This is a genomic window from Anabaena sp. 54, from assembly GCF_017355725.1.
GTDB classification, from domain to species: Bacteria; Cyanobacteriota; Cyanobacteriia; order Cyanobacteriales; family Nostocaceae; genus Dolichospermum; species Dolichospermum heterosporum.
In genome coordinates this window covers 290,267-307,038 of the sequence record NZ_JAAVWA010000004.1, presented here as the reverse complement: position 1 = coordinate 307,038, position 16,772 = coordinate 290,267, and the positions used below count along the sequence as shown (strand labels likewise).

14 protein-coding genes and 1 pseudogene are annotated in these 16,772 nt (G+C 39.7%); 12 read left to right on the top strand and 3 right to left on the bottom strand.

Features of this window, described 5'->3' with window-relative positions; translation table 11 throughout:
• Window positions 1-47: 47 nt before the first annotated feature.
• Window positions 48-1,361 (top strand): rod shape-determining protein RodA, encoded by a 1,314-nt coding sequence (gene rodA, locus HEQ36_RS07590; protein ID WP_053538014.1) that lies wholly within the window; start codon window positions 48-50, stop codon window positions 1,359-1,361.
• Between the two features lie 194 nt (window positions 1,362-1,555).
• Here rodA and HEQ36_RS07585 read toward each other — a convergent pair whose 3' ends face one another.
• Window positions 1,556-3,478 carry a hypothetical protein gene (locus HEQ36_RS07585; RefSeq protein WP_053540520.1) on the bottom strand — a complete coding sequence of 641 codons (1,923 nt, stop codon included), beginning with the start codon at window positions 3,476-3,478 and terminating at the stop codon, window positions 1,556-1,558.
• 309 nt (window positions 3,479-3,787) lie between these two features.
• On the opposite strand from HEQ36_RS07585, the gene HEQ36_RS07580 reads away from it, so the two are divergent.
• Together HEQ36_RS07580 and HEQ36_RS07575 are read left to right on the top strand one after the other, a co-directional pair.
• The gene (locus HEQ36_RS07580) at window positions 3,788-5,020 is read left to right on the top strand and encodes an ATP-grasp domain-containing protein (protein ID WP_168634750.1); all 1,233 of its coding nucleotides are present in this window, start codon (window positions 3,788-3,790) and stop codon (window positions 5,018-5,020) included.
• Between the two features lie 77 nt (window positions 5,021-5,097).
• Complete coding sequence (locus HEQ36_RS07575) at window positions 5,098-5,982, top strand: CoA-binding protein (protein ID WP_168634751.1); 885 nt, start codon at window positions 5,098-5,100, stop codon at window positions 5,980-5,982.
• A 200-nt stretch (window positions 5,983-6,182) separates the two neighbouring features.
• Here HEQ36_RS07575 and HEQ36_RS07570 read toward each other — a convergent pair whose 3' ends face one another.
• Complete coding sequence (locus HEQ36_RS07570) at window positions 6,183-6,836, bottom strand: hypothetical protein (RefSeq protein ID WP_053540518.1); 654 nt, start codon at window positions 6,834-6,836, stop codon at window positions 6,183-6,185.
• 857 nt (window positions 6,837-7,693) lie between these two features.
• Between HEQ36_RS07570 and ctpC the strand changes: the two genes are divergently transcribed.
• Window positions 7,694-8,977 carry a carboxyl-terminal processing protease CtpC gene (ctpC, locus tag HEQ36_RS07565; RefSeq protein ID WP_053541365.1) on the top strand — a complete coding sequence of 428 codons (1,284 nt, stop codon included), beginning with the start codon at window positions 7,694-7,696 and terminating at the stop codon, window positions 8,975-8,977.
• A gap of 367 nt (window positions 8,978-9,344) precedes the next feature.
• Here ctpC and HEQ36_RS07560 read toward each other — a convergent pair whose 3' ends face one another.
• Window positions 9,345-9,764 (bottom strand): hypothetical protein, encoded by a 420-nt coding sequence (locus HEQ36_RS07560; protein WP_168634752.1) that lies wholly within the window; start codon window positions 9,762-9,764, stop codon window positions 9,345-9,347.
• 98 nt (window positions 9,765-9,862) lie between these two features.
• Between HEQ36_RS07560 and HEQ36_RS07555 the strand changes: the two genes are divergently transcribed.
• The 8 genes and pseudogenes from HEQ36_RS07555 (at window position 9,863) to HEQ36_RS07520 (ending at window position 16,728) form a co-directional block, all read left to right on the top strand.
• The gene (locus tag HEQ36_RS07555) at window positions 9,863-10,216 is read left to right on the top strand and encodes a hypothetical protein (protein ID WP_290707206.1); all 354 of its coding nucleotides are present in this window, start codon (window positions 9,863-9,865) and stop codon (window positions 10,214-10,216) included.
• 46 nt (window positions 10,217-10,262) lie between these two features.
• Window positions 10,263-11,444: a sulfate adenylyltransferase gene (gene sat, locus HEQ36_RS07550; protein ID WP_168634753.1), complete on the top strand. Its 1,182-nt coding sequence runs from the start codon at window positions 10,263-10,265 to the stop codon at window positions 11,442-11,444.
• A 304-nt stretch (window positions 11,445-11,748) separates the two neighbouring features.
• Complete coding sequence (locus HEQ36_RS07545; protein WP_168634754.1) at window positions 11,749-13,878, top strand: caspase family protein; 2,130 nt, start codon at window positions 11,749-11,751, stop codon at window positions 13,876-13,878.
• Window positions 13,879-14,296: 418 nt separating this feature from the next.
• Window positions 14,297-15,019 (top strand): Uma2 family endonuclease, encoded by a 723-nt coding sequence (locus HEQ36_RS07540; RefSeq protein WP_168634755.1) that lies wholly within the window; start codon window positions 14,297-14,299, stop codon window positions 15,017-15,019.
• Window positions 15,020-15,146: 127 nt separating this feature from the next.
• Entirely contained in the window at window positions 15,147-15,659 is a 513-nt protein-coding gene (locus HEQ36_RS07535) for a hypothetical protein (RefSeq protein ID WP_168634756.1), read from the top strand.
• A gap of 83 nt (window positions 15,660-15,742) precedes the next feature.
• Window positions 15,743-16,009 (top strand): annotated as a pseudogene (locus HEQ36_RS07530) (coproporphyrinogen III oxidase); the annotation flags it as partial.
• A gap of 105 nt (window positions 16,010-16,114) precedes the next feature.
• A complete protein-coding gene (locus HEQ36_RS07525) occupies window positions 16,115-16,369 on the top strand; it encodes a ribbon-helix-helix domain-containing protein (RefSeq protein WP_039204738.1) in 255 nt (84 codons plus the stop codon).
• Entirely contained in the window at window positions 16,363-16,728 is a 366-nt protein-coding gene (locus tag HEQ36_RS07520; protein WP_039204737.1) for a type II toxin-antitoxin system PemK/MazF family toxin, read from the top strand. The genes HEQ36_RS07525 and HEQ36_RS07520 overlap by 7 nt, the downstream gene beginning before the upstream one ends.
• Window positions 16,729-16,772 lie beyond the last annotated feature (44 nt).

The window sequence follows — 16,772 nt, the reverse complement described above, 5'->3', positions numbered from 1 at the left end:
CCCACTCCCCCTGCCCCCTACCCCCTGCCCAACTCCCTCCTCACACAATGTTATTAAAACCTTCGTTCCCGAAAATGCGTTGGCAATTCTGGCTTAAACCCTGGCAACAAATGGATGGGCTACTATTTATCCTCCCCGTTGCTGTTAGTATGTTCGGGGGGCTAATGATTCTGAGTACAGAATTAAAGCAACCTGTAACTGACTGGTGGTGGCACTGGCTGATAGCGGCGATTGGTTCAACTATTGCCTTGTTTTTAGCTCGTTGCCGTTATGAAAACTTAATGCAGTGGCATTGGTTCACCTACGGGCTAACGAACTTTAGTTTAATAGCTGTGATGCTCGCTGGTACTAGTGCCAAAGGCGCACAGCGTTGGATTAGTATTGCTGGTTTTAATGTCCAACCCTCAGAATTTGCCAAAATAGGGCTAATCATTACCTTAGCTGCGTTGTTACATAAGCAAACTGCTTCTACTATTGAGAATGTTTTCCGTGTCTTGGCAATTACGGCTGTACCTTGGGCATTGGTATTTTTACAGCCAGACTTGGCAACATCACTGGTATTTGGAGCAATATTTTTAGGAATGCTGTACTGGGCAAACGCTAACCCCGGCTGGTTAATACTCATGATTTCTCCGGTCATAGCAGCAATCTTATTTAGTATATCTTGGCCATTATCAACACCCATAGTTTTATCTAAAGAAATATCATTGAGTATATTGGGTTTAATATGGGCAGTAGCGATGGGGATAGTTGGTTGGGTTAGTCTGCCCTGGAAGCGTTTTGGTATTGGTGCTATTGGATCATTATGTCTTAATCTGCTTGGTGGCGAATTAGGCATTTTTGCCTGGAATCATATCTTAAAGGAGTATCAAAAAAACCGACTTAGTGTATTTATTAACCCTGAACATGATCCTCTTGGTGCTGGTTATCACCTGATTCAATCTCGCATTGCTATTGGCGCTGGTGAAGTTTGGGGTTGGGGTTTGTTTAAAGGTCCCATGACTCAACTCAATTTCGTTCCTGAACAACACACAGATTTTATTTTCTCCGCTGTTGCTGAAGAATTTGGTCTGGTGGGGTGCTTAATTTTACTATCAGTTTTTTGCTTGATTTGCTTTCGCTTGCTTCACGTAGCTCAAACAGCCAAAGATAACTTCGGTTCACTTTTAGCTATAGGTGTTTTGTCTATGATTGTGTTTCAACTGATTGTGAATGTTGGTATGACAGTTGGTTTGGCACCAGTGGCGGGGATTCCCCTACCTTGGATGAGTTATGGACGTTCAGCAATGCTGACTAACTTTATTGCGATCGGTATAGTAGAATCTGTAGCTAATTATCGTCAACGCCAGAAGTATTACTGAAGAGGAGTCAGGAGTCAGGAGTATGGCTAACGCCACGCTGCGCTATCAGAAGAATGAAGAATGAAGAATGAAGAATGAAGAATGAAGAATGAAGAATGAAGAATGAAATTTCTCCCCTACTTCCCCTACTCCCCCCACTTCCCCTACTCCCCCCACTTCCCCCACTCCCCCCACTCCCCCCACTCCCCCACTCCCTACCCTGGTTGCCACATATACCTTTCCTGTCCTTGGGAATTATAGATGAATACAGGAAGTTGGGCATTTTGACTAATGGCTTTGAGAGCATCTTTCAAGCTTTGGAAATGACTTTGTATTTGTGGATTATTGGCTTGAAATAATCGGTCATACTCAGGAGTTAAGCGGACACTAATTTTCTGATTCTCAATACTAAAAGTACAAATTCTAATGGTATTTGTACAAGTGCTTTTGAGTTCAACACGGGTTTGAGTTAAATCACCATAGATTTGGAATTGTTCTTGTGCCTGTTTCAGAGATGCTGCATAGGTTTCAATCAGGGGTTTAGCTTGATTGAAATAGAAAGTATCTTGACCCACCTGTTTAGCACTTTCTACAGCCTGTTCCCAAGACTTAACCGCACTTTGCCATTGATTTTGATTACCATAGCTTTTGGCTTGACTAGCGGCTTTAATAGCTTGTTGATAGGATGTGGCTGCTAATTGTTCTTTTTTGGCGCGATCGCGGGCTACAATAATTTTTGGTTGGTATTCTGCCAACAGCTTGCGGGCATCCTCAGATCCTAAACTACCTATAGGAATAATTTTGAGGGTACTAATTGCTGTCTGGAAATCAGATTCTACCTTTTGCCATTCAGGAGCAGATTTAGCCGTGATTTGACGTTTAGTAGCGGCTTCTGCGAGAGTTGTGGCATTGGCGATTTTCTGTAACCAGGTTTCTTCTTTGAGCAACTGATCATTAACACTTTTTAAAGTATTTTGATAACTTGGTAAATTAGTTTTTACCAATCCATAGAGTTCATTACTAGGCTTAATTATCTCTAATGAAGTGATTGCCTGTCTCCACAACTTTTGTCTATTACGTAACTCATCTAAACTCTTAGCAGGGGGTTGAGTTGCTTTTTGGGCTGAAGATGCCATTTGTAAGGCTTTTAGCACCTGGTTGATTTTCGTTGACTGTTCAGAAAAACTATTAACTAATAGCTGAGAGTCTTGATAACGGGGAGACCACTGAGGAATATTTTGCAAATCGGCAACTACCCCATCTAGTTGTTGTTGCACTGTTAATAAGTCTCTTTCTGATTTGGTACGTTTGATCTGTTGCTGATACTCATTTTTAAATTGCTGGGCTGTTTGCAATTCTTTACATTCAGAAATTACACAACCACGATGGAGAACGAAAATACCACCACCGGAAAGAATAGCAATTACTACAGCCGTACCAATTATAACCAGTAAGGGAGGAAGTGATAATGATAACTGTCTTTTTTTGGGTTGATCGGGAATATTCGCAAAGGGATCAAAATTTTCTTCAATATCCTCCATTGTCTCAGATTCATCCGCAGATAAATTTGAGTCTGGCAGTGAATAGTCTGAAAAAGATTCTGCGGAATTAGAGAAAAATGAATCAGCAATGGGTTCTTGTTCCGTTTCTGTAAATGGAGGTGATGGTGTTTGCAGATCAGAATTGAGGAAGAGAGTGTCTCTCTCATGTCCTATTTCCACCGTTTCCCTATCTGCATCTCCACTAGGGATCTGAAAACCATATTCAGTTTCCCTATCTGCATCTCCACTAGGGATCTGAAAACCATATTCAGTTTCCCTATCTGTATCTTCACTGGGTATCTGAAAATCTAGGAAGTGTTGAGTATAGGGGCGCTTTTCTCCAGAAATTCTCAAGAAAAATCTTACCCGTTGGGTTTGGTAGCTAAATTGCCATTGTAGTGCTTGTTCTAACACCTCAAAAACTTGCTGTGTATTAACAGTGACCTCAGCAGGGTGTTGAGTTAAAATCATCAATTCATCATTTTGGACAGCGCATTTTACCTGGAAATCTTTACTATCAAGCACTTGGGCAACTAATCTTTCTTGTAAGATATCGCCTAAAACTTTGAGATCGTCTTGTTGAACTGTTGCTTTCATAAAGCGTTACCGCCACTCTTTCTATATAGTTTTGATTATCGAAGGTATTGGGGATGGGATGCAAATCCTAGTTTTACATCTTATACAATCAGTTTCTAGCAGAAGGTTAAATTTGTCACGAAGAACACAGTCTAGGGTATTGATTTAGACTTCTATTTTTTTATACAGCTAGATTATAAATTAGACAATCCAATGTCAAAATAAATTTTCAGTTCAGCAAAACCAAATTCTATAATTTTCGGTATTGGGTAAAATATCGGATAGCATCAGAGAAAGCGCGTCAGACTTGTTAATACAAGGTGTGTCTCAATGGATTTATTAGAGTACCAAGTTAAAGAATGGTTTGGTAAAATTGGGATTCCTGTTTTACCATCTCAAAGAATAGACCATCCTACAGATTTAAAACGGTTAAAAATTCGTTACCCGATTGTGCTGAAATCTCAGGTGCAAGCGGGGGAAAGGGAAAAGGCAGGTGGAGTCAGGATTGTAGAAACCACAATTGATGCGATCGCTACAGCACAGAATATATTTAATCTACCAATTTGGGGGCAACTGCCAGAAGTTTTATTGGCAGAATCAAAATATGATGCCCAGGAAGAATTTTATCTAGCTGTAGTTTTAGATACTGCGCTGTGTCGTCCCGTTTTATTGGGTTGCACAGAAGCAAATATTGACTGGGAGACAGCGGGAGAAAAAATTCAGCACGTTGTGGTGCAACAGGAATTTTCTCCATTTTATGCTAGACGACTGGCTTTAAAAATGGGCTTACAGGGGGCGTTGATGCAGACTGTGAGTGATATTGTGGAGAAACTGTACCAGTTATTTGTCCAAAAGGATTTGGATTTGGTGGAGATTCATCCCCTGGGTGTGAACTCTGCGGGTCAAGTGATGGCTTTGAATGGTAAGGTTACGGTTAATAAACAGGCTATTAACCGTCATCCTGAAATAGCCGATATGGCTACCAAGATGGTTGGTCTTCTTCATGGTAATAAAAAAAATAACGGTTTGTTGAGTAGGTGGGATGGGATAGAAATGCAGGGTAAAATCTGCATAATAGGCAATGGTAAAGGTTCTGTTTTAACAACATTGGATGAGGTTGTTAATGCTCATGGTCATCCTGGTAAATGTGTCAATTTGCGCCATACTTTCATGAGTGATACAACACAGACTACTTTTAGCGATCGCCTGATTAGTAGTTTGACAAATTTAGTAAATGATCAGAATACTCAAGTTATTTTAGTCAACTTTTTGGGGACTATTCCGCAAGTTGACCAACTCCCAGAAATTATTAGCCAATTTCTCCATTCAAACAGAAGCCAAATCACATCTGGGGTGTCAGCCGCCAATGGGAATAAAAGTCAGCAACCATTGAATTTACCCTGGTTAATCCTCCGTTTAGCTGGTTCTGAATTCAATCATGTCAGAGAAAAGTTAGCCGCACTGAAAACCGCTGATCAATTGCTAATAGTTGTAGAAAATTTAGATGAAGCCGTCAAGGAAGCAGTTCGTTTAGCAAAGACTCCGGTAGTAAAAAAAAGGTAAGAGGCAGGAGTCCATATTTTTACCAATTACCAATTACCAATTACCAATTACCAATTACTACTGACAACTGACAAACTATGAACCTAACACCAGAAAGTAAAGTTTTAATTCAGGGATTTTGTGAATTTATTTCCGCAACCCATATTGCTCAAATGCAAGCTTATGGCACAAATTTAGTAGCTGGTGTCAAGCCTGGTTATGGTGGACAAAAAATATATAATCTACCAGTATTTGATTTAGTAGAGGAGGTTGTTGCCAAATTTGGACAGATTGACACCACAATTATTTGTGTTCAACCTTATCAAGTTTTGGATGCAGCATTAGAAGCGATCGCCTCTAATATCCCCCAAATTATCATTACTACCGCTGGCGTTCCACCACTGGACATGGTACAACTTCTTCGCAAAACAGAAGCTTGTGAGACTTTGATTATTGGACCTAATAGTCCAGGAATCATCGTTCCGGGGAAAATTCTCCTGGGTATTCAACCTAGCGAATTTTATATTCCTGGTTCTGTGGGTATTGTTAGTCGTAGTAGTACCCTCACCTACGAAGTCGCCTGGGAATTAACAAAAGCGGGTTTAGGACAATCAATTAGTGTCAGTATTGGTAGTGATGCTATTGTTGGCTCTTCATTCCTCCAATGGTTACAAATTCTCGATGAAGACGACACCACAGAAGCGATTGTTTTAATCGGACAACCTGGTGGGGGAAGCGAAGAAGCAGCAGCACAATATATTACAGAAGCAATTGACAAACCTGTAATTGCCTATATTGCCGGTAGACACGCACCACCAGCGCGAAATTGGCAACAAACAGGGACTTTAGCAACTGTAATTGGACGTTCTGCAACTTTTGGTACAGTAGAAAGTAAATTGGCTGCTTTTGAAGCCGCAAAAATTCCCGTTGCTAACAGTCCCGTTCAAATTCCTGAACTACTCAAAAAAATTATGAAATCTTAGTTCTCACAAAAAAACCGTCAACGCTATCTCCTGACGGTCTAACAGCTTACAAGTAGTCCGACAAAATAAATTTCATATTGAGGAGAGGGAACAGGAAAGCAACATAGAGATTTCTGGTAGTTTTTCACTCTCCCCCCACTTTCGAGAGTTTGCAGGGTATGTACAAGTAGGGATATGCGTGATATAGTAATGCAAAAAAATTACTTACTCCGCACGGTACTAGAAGTACAACCAGCAGCTTTAAATTGTTGAGAAATTTGATTTTTTTCTGATGCTTCAAATATATTTTCAAGTAATCCACTTAGTGATTCAACAGGTCTGGGACTACGTAAAGGAATCTCACTATTATTGCTGACAAATCTGCCATTTTTGAGCAATGCTGATCCTAAATAATAATTTCCTTCTTTGAATAGCACTTCTCCAATATTGGTTTTTATAACTCCATTAGAGAAAACACCAGTAGTTAAACGACCAGAACCTTCAGCTGTTTCAACAACACAAACACGACCCTTACTATTTGATGGATAGATATGACTAATATTTTCGTATCCCACCCACAAACCAAAGAAAGGTGCTAATTCTGGTTCTGTCTTTGACCAAGCACGTACAAAGGATTCTCTTGTGTTCTTTTCTACTTGAGTACGGCTATCTTGAAGATGTCCAGTGCCTACAGTATTGTTTTTAGTTAATCTAATAATATGTTGCTGAAGTTCTTGACGTAATTTTCTTAGTTCTGTATTTGTGGGCTGTCGAGTCTGGGCTAATACTGATAATTCATTAGCAGTCAAAGTTATTAAACTGAATCCTAAGATAAATAGTCGTAGCTTGGCTTGTCGTAAGCATCTCTTATTCATTAATTTTTCCTATTTTTATTTACGAGGGAACGTAGTTATTCACTCCCGCCCTCTAAAATTATCTAAGAGGATGTTTGAAAAGTATCAGAATTAATCGAGATCCCCCCAACCCCCCTTACAAAGGGGGGCTAAATTCCTCAAAGTCCCCCTTTTTAAGGGGGATTTAGGGGGATCTGCGGGTGTCAGATCCCACACGAAAAAGTTTTCAAACATCCTCTAAACCCTTGATCTCTCGTTAAAGATAGGGGGGAGTGTGAACAGTTACGATTAAACCATACCATACAGCTCATCTTTGGGAAAAATTTTAGTGAGGAAATAGCATCTTTGAGCAATATCCATCCCTTTTGCCAAATTATTAAGTCTTTAAAGTCATTAATATCTGACATTCCTTCTCTTAAGAGTTCCCTTCTCTCAATAGCATAACAAGTACCGAAGAACCTTTTATTTTCTTTGACATAGGTTCTTATTTATGCAGGTACTAAACTCTAGTTTTTTGTTGACTCCGTTTAATAGTTAAAATGTATTGTATTAACTGTTGTTAGTACCATTTTTTAAAGGTTAAAACAGACACTGCCTTATTAGGGAGCGATCGCTCTGGTATTGTTTTCATTCAGTTAGAGACTTCCCAGAAATAAATTATCCCAAGAAACGAACCACAGAGGCACAGAGTACACAGAGAGAGAATTTTTGCATCAGTTTTGGGACATTTTTTTATTTGGAAGTCTTTTAATATTCCTAGGGAGTGGGAATTGCCAATGTTACGGTGATGAGTGACAACTATCAATTACCAATTAGCGATCGCTGTGTTAGATTGGGCATACTTGATATATATTTTTTCCCCTGACACGGCCGCCATTATGGTAATTACAAAAAGTAAACTGGTTTTGAGTGCTACGGTGGTAACGCTTTCTACAATTGCTGTTGCCGGTTTGGGTATTCACTCAATTGGTAAGGCTTCATTTAAAGATAGTCACAAGGATTTGATAGATGAAGTATGGCAAATTATTTACTACCGATATGTAGATGGTACTTTTAATCAGGTAGATTGGCAAGCCGTACGTAAGGAATATTTAAGCAAGTCCTATACTGATGATAAATCAGCCTACAAGTCTGTCCGGGAAATGCTGAAAAAGCTAGAAGACCCCTACACCCGGTTCATGAACCCAGAAGAATTCAAAAATATGCAAGTTGATACCTCTGGAGAACTTACAGGTATTGGTATCACCATCAGTCAAGATGCAAAAACAAAACAACTGATTGTTATCGCCCCGATTGAGGATACACCCGCATTTAAAGCCGGGATTTTAGCTAAAGATGTCATTCTTGAGATTGATGGCAAAAGCACCAAAGGCATGGATACCAATGACGCAGTAGCCCTCATTCGGGGAGAATCAGGTAGCAAGGTGAAACTGACAATTTTGCGGAATGGTCAGAAAAAACAATTTAATATTCAACGAGCGCGGATTGAAATTCATCCCGTTCGCTTTTCGGAAAAGAAAACCCCAGCGGGAAATATTGGCTATATTCGCTTGAATCAATTCAGCGCCAATGCCAGCAAGGAAATGAAAAATGCTATTGAAAAGTTAGAGGCTAAAAAGGTTTCTGGTTATATTCTAGATTTACGTGGTAATCCCGGTGGACTCCTATACGCGAGTATAGAAATTGCTCAAATGTGGATAAATAAAGGCACAATTGTTTCTACTATTGACCGGCAAGGTACACAGGATAAACAAGTTGCCAATAGCACGGCTCTGACTGATAAACCTTTGATGATATTAGTAGATAAAGGTTCAGCTAGTGCTAGTGAAATTCTTTCTGGGGCATTGCAAGATAATAAACGGGCAACTTTAGTAGGAAATCAAACTTTTGGTAAGGGTCTAGTCCAGTCCGTACAACCTTTAAAATCTGGCGCTGGTTTGGCTGTAACTATTGCTAAATATCATACTCCCAGTGGGAAAGATATTAATAAACATGGTATTGATCCAGACGTGAAGGTAGAATTGACTGATGCCCAACGTCAAGATTTATGGTTAGGTGGAAAAGATAAATTAGCGACTCTTGAAGATCCCCAATTTGCTAAAGCTGTGGAATTATTGGGTAAACAATCTGCTGAAAATACCAAGACAATTAGGAAAAATTAATTGATTAAGTAGGTTGGCGTTGAAAATTGTCGTTATAAGTAGTGAGACAGAATTAATTACACAATGTCATTGCGTTAGCGTTTCTTTTGTTGCCTGATATTATAGCGATCGCATCGAATCATCGCACATATAGGTGATAAATCAATGCGATCGCTAATTATTTAGGCGTTGCTGATTATAGGGTATGAATTTTAGTCTCACGCAAAGGCGCAAAGACGCAAAGGTTTGAGTTTTAAAGGTTCAATTTGGGAATTTCATACCTCAATTTAGCAACGCCTTACAGCAGATTGCAGATTAATGAGGTATAGGATCTAAATTCACAGCCAGCCAGTTTTATTCCTGACTCCTGACTCCTGCTGTATTATTTCTACCGCCGTTGTGAATTGTTAAATCGGTATTCAGTCCCAACTTTAAGCTGATTGCCATTATAGCGGGGAGTCATTAACAAAGAAGAATCGTAGGGATTGGGTAAATCAGGTGTCCGCAGATAGGGATCATTTAATGTTTGTTGAGCCATAGCATCAAGATAAAGTGTATTTACCAACTCAGCATCTTTAGCGATTTCATTGTCAGTAAAAGTAGTACCAAATTTTTTCCCAGGTCCAATTAAAGCATCTACTTTACGTTTGAAACTGCCATTGTCATAAAAATTGGGATCATGGCGAAAATAAGCTCGTTCAAACATACTACTGGTTGTTTCAGTCTCAGCTTTAGCAACTGAAGGCAAGAAAAAATTGGTAGCGAGAAGTACCAGTACCCCACTCAAAACTGGAAATTTTATCCCCATATTATCAACTCCTCTATGTTTGGGTGAATCTTCTATTGATACTCAATTTGAAAACTCTCTTGAGTTTAAACTTTGGTGTAACACAACTTTTATTTTAATTGTTTGTAATGTCTTACAGGAGGAGTTCAGGAGGTAGGGGCGCAGGGCCTGCGCCCATTCAGGAGTTCAGGAGGAAGAAAGAAGGAAGAAGGAAGAAGGAAGAAGGAGGAAGGAAGAAGGAGGAAGGAAGAAGGAGGAAGGAAGAAGGAGGAAGGAAGAAGGAGGAAGGAAGAAGGAGGAAGGAAGAAGGAGGAAGGAAGAAGGAGGAAGGAAGAAGGAGAAAGGAAGAAGGAGGAAGGAAGAAGGAAAAAATTTCTCCCCCACTCCCCCCACTCCCCCCACTCCTTCTAATCTCACCCTTTCCGACCGGCAAAGGAAAAAATTCACAGAAATTTAACAATGTGTACCAATAATTTGGTAACTTAATACATAGTTTGCAACAATTAGGGAAAAATTACGTTGAGTTACCATCCAGATGCCATTGCCGCCCACGGTGGAGAGTTAATTAACCGGGTTGCTTCCTCAGCACAAAGAGAACTATTTCTCTCCAAAGCTGACTTTTTACCGCGTGTGGAACTTGATGAGCGAGCAGTTTCCGATTTAGAAATGATTGCCATTGGTGGTTTTAGTCCTTTGACTGGTTTCATGAACCAAGCAGACTATAACCGAGTCGTTACAGAAATGCGGTTAGCTAACGGTATTGTCTGGTCAATTCCTATTACACTGTCTGTAACAGAAGAAGTAGCAGCCCCTCTACAAAAAGGCGGTTTAGTGCGTCTGGATAATCCCAGAGGCGAGTTTATTGGGGTATTAGAACTAACTGAAAAGTATACCTACGACAAACAACAGGAAGCCATCAATGTTTATCGCACTGATGATCTTAAACATCCTGGGGTGCAGGTAGTTTATAACCAAGGTTCTATCAACCTAGCAGGTGATATTTGGTTATTACAACGTGACTCTCATCCCCATTTTCCCAGCTACCAAATTGACCCTGCTGCGTCACGGGAAATGTTTCGAGAAAAAGGCTGGAAAACAATTGTGGGTTTCCAAACTCGCAATCCTATCCACCGCGCCCATGAATATATTCAAAAATGCGCTTTAGAAACTGTAGATGGTCTATTTTTGCATCCATTGGTAGGGGCAACTAAGGAGGATGACATCGCCGCTGATGTGCGGATGCGTTGTTATGAAATTTTACTAGAACACTATTACCCTGTAGATAGAGTAATTTTGGCAATTAACCCAGCAGCGATGCGCTATGCAGGTCCAAGGGAAGCCATTTTCCATGCTTTAGTGCGGAAAAATTACGGCTGTACACATTTTATCGTCGGACGTGATCATGCTGGTGTGGGTGACTACTACGGCACTTATGACGCTCAGTATATCTTCGATGAATTTGCCCATGAAGAGTTGGGAATCGTGCCAATGAAGTTTGAACACGCTTTCTATTGCAAACGCACCAAACAAATGGCCACAACTAAAACCAGTCCTAGTAGTCCAGAGGAACGAGTTCATCTGTCGGGAACAAAGGTGCGGGAAATGTTACGTCGAGGTGAATTACCACCACCAGAATTTTCTCGTCCAGAAGTAGCGGCTGAGTTAACCCGGGCTATGAAAATTTCTCCTGTATTAGTTTAGATTCAGATCAAAAACTTTACTTGTAAAAATAAAGTGTGGATGGATGACTAATCCCCAGGATCTTCTGGTAAGATATTGAGTATCTTGACCATCAATGCCATAAGCGAAAACCAAGCTAATAGGCATATGTCGCAAGCAAAAGATTTGGGTCTTGGGGATCAGGACTCCTGCCCTTGGAGGGAATGTAAGTCCAATAGAACTACGAAGTTATAGAGGCTACTCCCGATGAATTGGGAAGCTCCGTCCGTCTTAAGGCGGAGTAATTCACGCTATAAGCTAACGGGCTGGAGTCTGATTGCTAATTATGAAACGGCGTAGGTTTTTACAACAAATTAGCGGCTTACTAGCAGCATTGGGGTTAGCTGAGACTGAGTGGTTGAGTTTGGGAAATCCCTATTACCAAGCTTTAGCACAATCTCACCAGCGGAAGTTAGCATTATTAATAGGCATTAATCAATATCCACAAAGTCCTGCCCTGGGGGGTTGTCTAACTGATGTGGAATTGCAAACAGAACTGTTAATTAATCGTTGTGGTTTTGCCGCAGCGGATATTCTAACTTTAACTGATGAACAAGCTAGTAAAGATTTTATTAAAGCGGCTTTTTTAGATCATTTGGGTAAGCAAGCGAAATCTGGAGATGTGGTGATTTTCCATTTTTCTGGCTATGGGACTTGTGTTAATTTGGGGACGGGAATATTAGCAAATGCCATAGTTCCTGTTGATGAGAATAATTTATTAGGCACAAAATCGAGAAACTATTTATTGATAGAAACTCTGTTATTATTATTGCGATCGCTCCCTACAAATCAAGTTACGGCAATATTAGATACCAGTTACAATCATGCTCCTAAATTAAAACCCAATGGTTTACGAGTGCGGACCCGACCAGAATCATCAGCAGCAATTTTACAAATACAAGAATTAGAGTTTTTATCCCAACTGAAAAATCGGCAATTAGCTAATTATCATCCTCTAATTATCAACGCTACCGCAGCACCAAATCAACAGGCAGGAGAATTTATTTTCTCTAATGGCACTGCGGGATTATTAACTTATGCTTTAACTCAATATTTGTGGGAAACTACCCCAGCTAAAACAATTTCGGTTTTTCTTTCTGGTGTTGCTACTTCCATGTATCAGTTGGGTGGAAAACAACAACCAAGTCTATTAAATGAGTCAAAAAAATTTCAAAATGCTTTAATTATTGATTATTTTCCGATTGATAACTTGAGAAGTATTGGTGTGATTCAATCCGTAGAAGAAGATGGCAAAATATTCAAATTATGGTTGGGGGGATTACCTCTCCACGTTCTCACTAATTATGGCGTAAATTCTCGGTTAATTTTGCAGACAGGGGCAGAGTTAACTATTAAATCACGAAGTGGGTTAGTAGCTAAAGCTCAATTAACAAATAGGGAGATTACCAATCTCCCCCAAGTTGGGCAAATAGTCCAAGAAAGTATACGCATATTACCCCGTAATATTTTTGTGAATGTGGCGTTAGATGAGCATTTGGAAAGAATTGAAGTGGTAGATGCTACTAGCGTTTTTTCAGGAATTAGCCGAATTGCTAATATTATTACCACACAAGAAACCGCTGATTATGTATTTGGTAAAGTTGCCCAAGTTCCTAGCCGTTATGGTCTTTTTTACCTGGGTGGTGAACCAATTATTAATACTATCGGGGAAGTTGGGGAAGCGGTGAAGGTGGCAGTACAGCGATTAACACCGCAATTTTCGACTTTGTTGGCATCAAAGTTGTGGCAGTTGACAGAAAATCAAGGTTCTTCCCGTTTACCTGTGAGGGCGACTTTAGAGGTTGTTAATAGTGTTGTCCCCCGCGTGTTTATGGTGCGGGACACTTTGGGAACTGCTAGTCAGGATAAGATTTTGCAACCACCTGACTATGAGGGAACTGCTATGCCGACAATTCCTCTGGGTAGTCGCTTGCAATATAAGGTTGAAAATTTGAGCGATCGCCCTATATACTTAATTTTAGTGGGTTTAAATAATAATCAAAATGCCTTTGCTTTTTATCCTTGGGAAGTTTTTCCAGAAACAGAAATTCCTCCCACTAAACCCCAACTAATAGAAATTCTCATTCCTCCAGGTCAAACTATGAAAATACCAGATAATCAATCTGTCTCTGGTTGGTTATTACCCACACGTTATACTTTTTGTGAACACCAAATTATTCTGAGTACCGCACCGTTTCAGGAAACTCTCGCGGCATTGGCTACTACCAAATATTCTACCACAGATCAACAGGCTATTAGTCCTGTAGTCAATCCTTTGGAAGTTGCCCAAGCTATATTACAAGATTTACATAATGCTAGTAAAGTGAAAACTGATATGAATATTACTACCAATGATGCCTATATTTTGGCTGTTAATAATTGGGCGAGTTTGAACTTTAGTTTTCAAGTTGTTTAGAGGATGTTTGAAAAGTATCAGAATTAATCGAGATCCCCCCAACCCCCCTTACAAAAGGGGGCTAAATTCCTCAAAGTCCCCCTTTTCAAGGGGGATTTAGGGGGATCTGCGGGTGTCAGATACCACACGAAAAAGTTTTCAAACAACCTCTTAGAAAGTCAGGATGTAGGGGCGCAGGGCCTGCGCCCATTCAGGAGTTTAGAATAAAGAATATTTTTCTTTTATCTTCTCTGCTATATCAAGTTTTCTGTAGCCTGAATCCTTACTTTAGAAATGCAAATATCTAAACTTCGTTAATTGTCACTTGATTTTGGATTTGGAATTGCCTAATTGTTTTAATCTAAAATCTAAAATCTAAAATTCCCAGTCATATCCATCACAAGCTATACTAAAATTTAATCTATTATTTATGTTTCCTATGGTTGTAAGTGCTTCGACCACCAAAATCACTTGGGAACTCTTACCCGAAGACTTCGTTTTAGACGATGAACCTGTGGATAATGTCAATCAACCCAGTCTGGCAGCAGCACTCACGGAAAGCCTAGAACTTGCTGGCAAACTTCCAGAAACTGCCCTTGCTACCACCAATTACGGCATCTGCGCCACAGTTAATGGCAAATTTGTCATCAAAGCCCCTGACTGGGCTTACGTGCCGCAAATTACAGTGCCTAGAGAACAAATCCAACGCAGTTACACCCCCCACAAACAGGGACAAATTCCTGCGGTGGTAATGGAATTTCTTTCTGATCCAGATGGTAGTGAATATTCTAATAAACACACCTATCCTCCTGGAAAATGGTTTTATTATGAACAAGTTTTACAAGTTCCTAACTACATCATTTTTCAACCAGATATTGGTGAATTAGAAATATATCACTTGCATGAACATGGACACTATAAATTGCGTTCCTCAGATGAAAATAACCGTTACTGGTTAACTGAAATGGAATTATTTATTGGTGTTTGGCAAGGAAAACGCGAAAACCGTCAAGGTTATTGGTTACGCTGGTGGGATCAAGATGGTAATTTGCTACTTTGGGGTTCTGAGTTAGTGCAACAAGAACGACTTGCTAAAGAAACTGCCTTAAAACGTTTGGAAGAGTTAGAAAAACGCCTTCGAGATGCTGGCATTTCTGACTAACTTTTATTCAGATCCCGGACTTCTTTAAGAAGTCGGGGATCTTTGCTTTTACCTTTCGTGATAATTCCCTTGTCATAACGACAATTTTTAACGCCAACCTACTTAATCAAACTGTTATTAATTCTCTATGTTGAACTTAGCTAATATTCAAACCCTAGCTCAACAATACAGTCCCCAGGAACTTTTTGCAGCTTTGGTGTGGCAACGTCGCTTTAATGAGTTTAATGGGGAGGAGGTTGTTAGGGATCTTAGCCAACATTCTCATCTATGGGCAAGTTTTCTGTTTACGAAACCAATTTTTGCAGCAGATGAAAATGGTTTAAGTTTTGGTGGTTTGGTAGATACTTTATTGGCAATGGCAAATTATCGCCCGATGCCAGAATCGAGTATAATCCACTTTGTAGCTTATCCTGGGGATACCCTCTACATTTTGACAGAAAACCAAGATACTATCGTGTCTCAGCTTTTGGATTTGGGTAAAAAGTGGCGTGTAGATTCAGTGGATATTACTGATGGTAATAATGAAGAGTATGGTTTGCGACTTAGGCGACAGTTACGAATGAGATTGGAAGCAGGTTTGGAAGGTGAGTCGCTTTGGCAACAGCGAGATGCTGTAGTTATTACTTATTGGTGGGATTAATGATTAAAAAAATGTCAATCTCCATCCTATAAATCCTTTAATCCTGGAAATCCTGATTCTGACCAAATCAGGAAAATGTTAAGATTGATGTATCGCTTTTCTGGAGTTATGGAGAATGCGATCGCCAGCGTCAATTCCAATTATACCGTAGAGGTCGTTACGTTGAATTTAACTTAGTCTATGACCGGGGAACAATATTTGGTTTACAAACCAATGGTAGAGCAGAATCTATTTTAGGAGCATTATCCATCCAAGGCAGACCGATTTTTTGGGTAGCTGGACATCGCTTACATCATGCCCACACAGAAGATGAAGAGAAAGATCCCTACTCAGCGCGGCGGGGATTTTGGTAGACCTGCTGATATGAGATTTTTATCAGTCCACGCAGGTGGACTTTGTTTGTGTAATAGAGTAAAATTCAGTTATACCCTCAGTCAGAAAAGAGGTGTAACTCAATGACAAGTATCAAAACAGCTATTTCAATTGAAGAATCACTGTATGAAGAAGTAACCGCTTTAGCAAATGCAATGAAAATTCCTCGCAGTAAATTATTTGCTCTAGCAATGGAAGAATTTTTGCGTCGTAAAAAACATCGCCAATTAGTAGAAAGTGTTAATGAAGCTTATGCAGATGATCTAGATGAATCAGAACAAATAATGTTAGCAGCAATGCGACATCATCAAGGACAATTAAAAGAAAAAGAATGGTAATTAAGCAAGGTGATATTTATTGGATTGATTTGGGAGAACCAATAGGCTCAGAACCAGCTTATATCCGTCCTTATGTAGTCATCCAAAATGATTTACTCAATAGTTCTCAAATTAGAACAGTCATAGTTTGTGCATTAACTTCTAATTTGCGACGAGCTAAGGCAATGGGTAATGTTTTACTAGAGTTAGGAGAAGCTAATCTTGATAGACAAAGTGTAGTAAATGTATCACAGATTTTTACAGTAGATAAAGCTTTATTAACTGAAAAAATTGGTAAGCTATCTCAAGAAAGAATTAGACAAATTTTAGCAGGATTAGCAATAGTCACAGAACCACAAGAAATAGATTTTGATGAATAAAAGCTGCATTTTATTTTTACCCTCATCCCCAATCCCCTATTCCC

Coding starts and splice junctions, on each gene's coding strand:
- HEQ36_RS07545 (WP_168634754.1), top strand. CDS start 11,749: ATGAAACGGCGTAGGTTTTTACAACAAATTAGCGGCTTACTAGCAGCA.
- HEQ36_RS07570 (WP_053540518.1), bottom strand. CDS start 6,836: ATGAATAAGAGATGCTTACGACAAGCCAAGCTACGACTATTTATCTTA.
- HEQ36_RS07520 (WP_039204737.1), top strand. CDS start 16,363: ATGGTAATTAAGCAAGGTGATATTTATTGGATTGATTTGGGAGAACCA.
- HEQ36_RS07560 (WP_168634752.1), bottom strand. CDS start 9,764: ATGGGGATAAAATTTCCAGTTTTGAGTGGGGTACTGGTACTTCTCGCT.
- HEQ36_RS07580 (WP_168634750.1), top strand. CDS start 3,788: ATGGATTTATTAGAGTACCAAGTTAAAGAATGGTTTGGTAAAATTGGG.
- HEQ36_RS07525 (WP_039204738.1), top strand. CDS start 16,115: ATGACAAGTATCAAAACAGCTATTTCAATTGAAGAATCACTGTATGAA.
- ctpC (WP_053541365.1), top strand. CDS start 7,694: ATGGTAATTACAAAAAGTAAACTGGTTTTGAGTGCTACGGTGGTAACG.
- HEQ36_RS07535 (WP_168634756.1), top strand. CDS start 15,147: ATGTTGAACTTAGCTAATATTCAAACCCTAGCTCAACAATACAGTCCC.
- rodA (WP_053538014.1), top strand. CDS start 48: ATGTTATTAAAACCTTCGTTCCCGAAAATGCGTTGGCAATTCTGGCTT.
- HEQ36_RS07585 (WP_053540520.1), bottom strand. CDS start 3,478: ATGAAAGCAACAGTTCAACAAGACGATCTCAAAGTTTTAGGCGATATC.
- HEQ36_RS07540 (WP_168634755.1), top strand. CDS start 14,297: ATGGTTGTAAGTGCTTCGACCACCAAAATCACTTGGGAACTCTTACCC.
- HEQ36_RS07575 (WP_168634751.1), top strand. CDS start 5,098: ATGAACCTAACACCAGAAAGTAAAGTTTTAATTCAGGGATTTTGTGAA.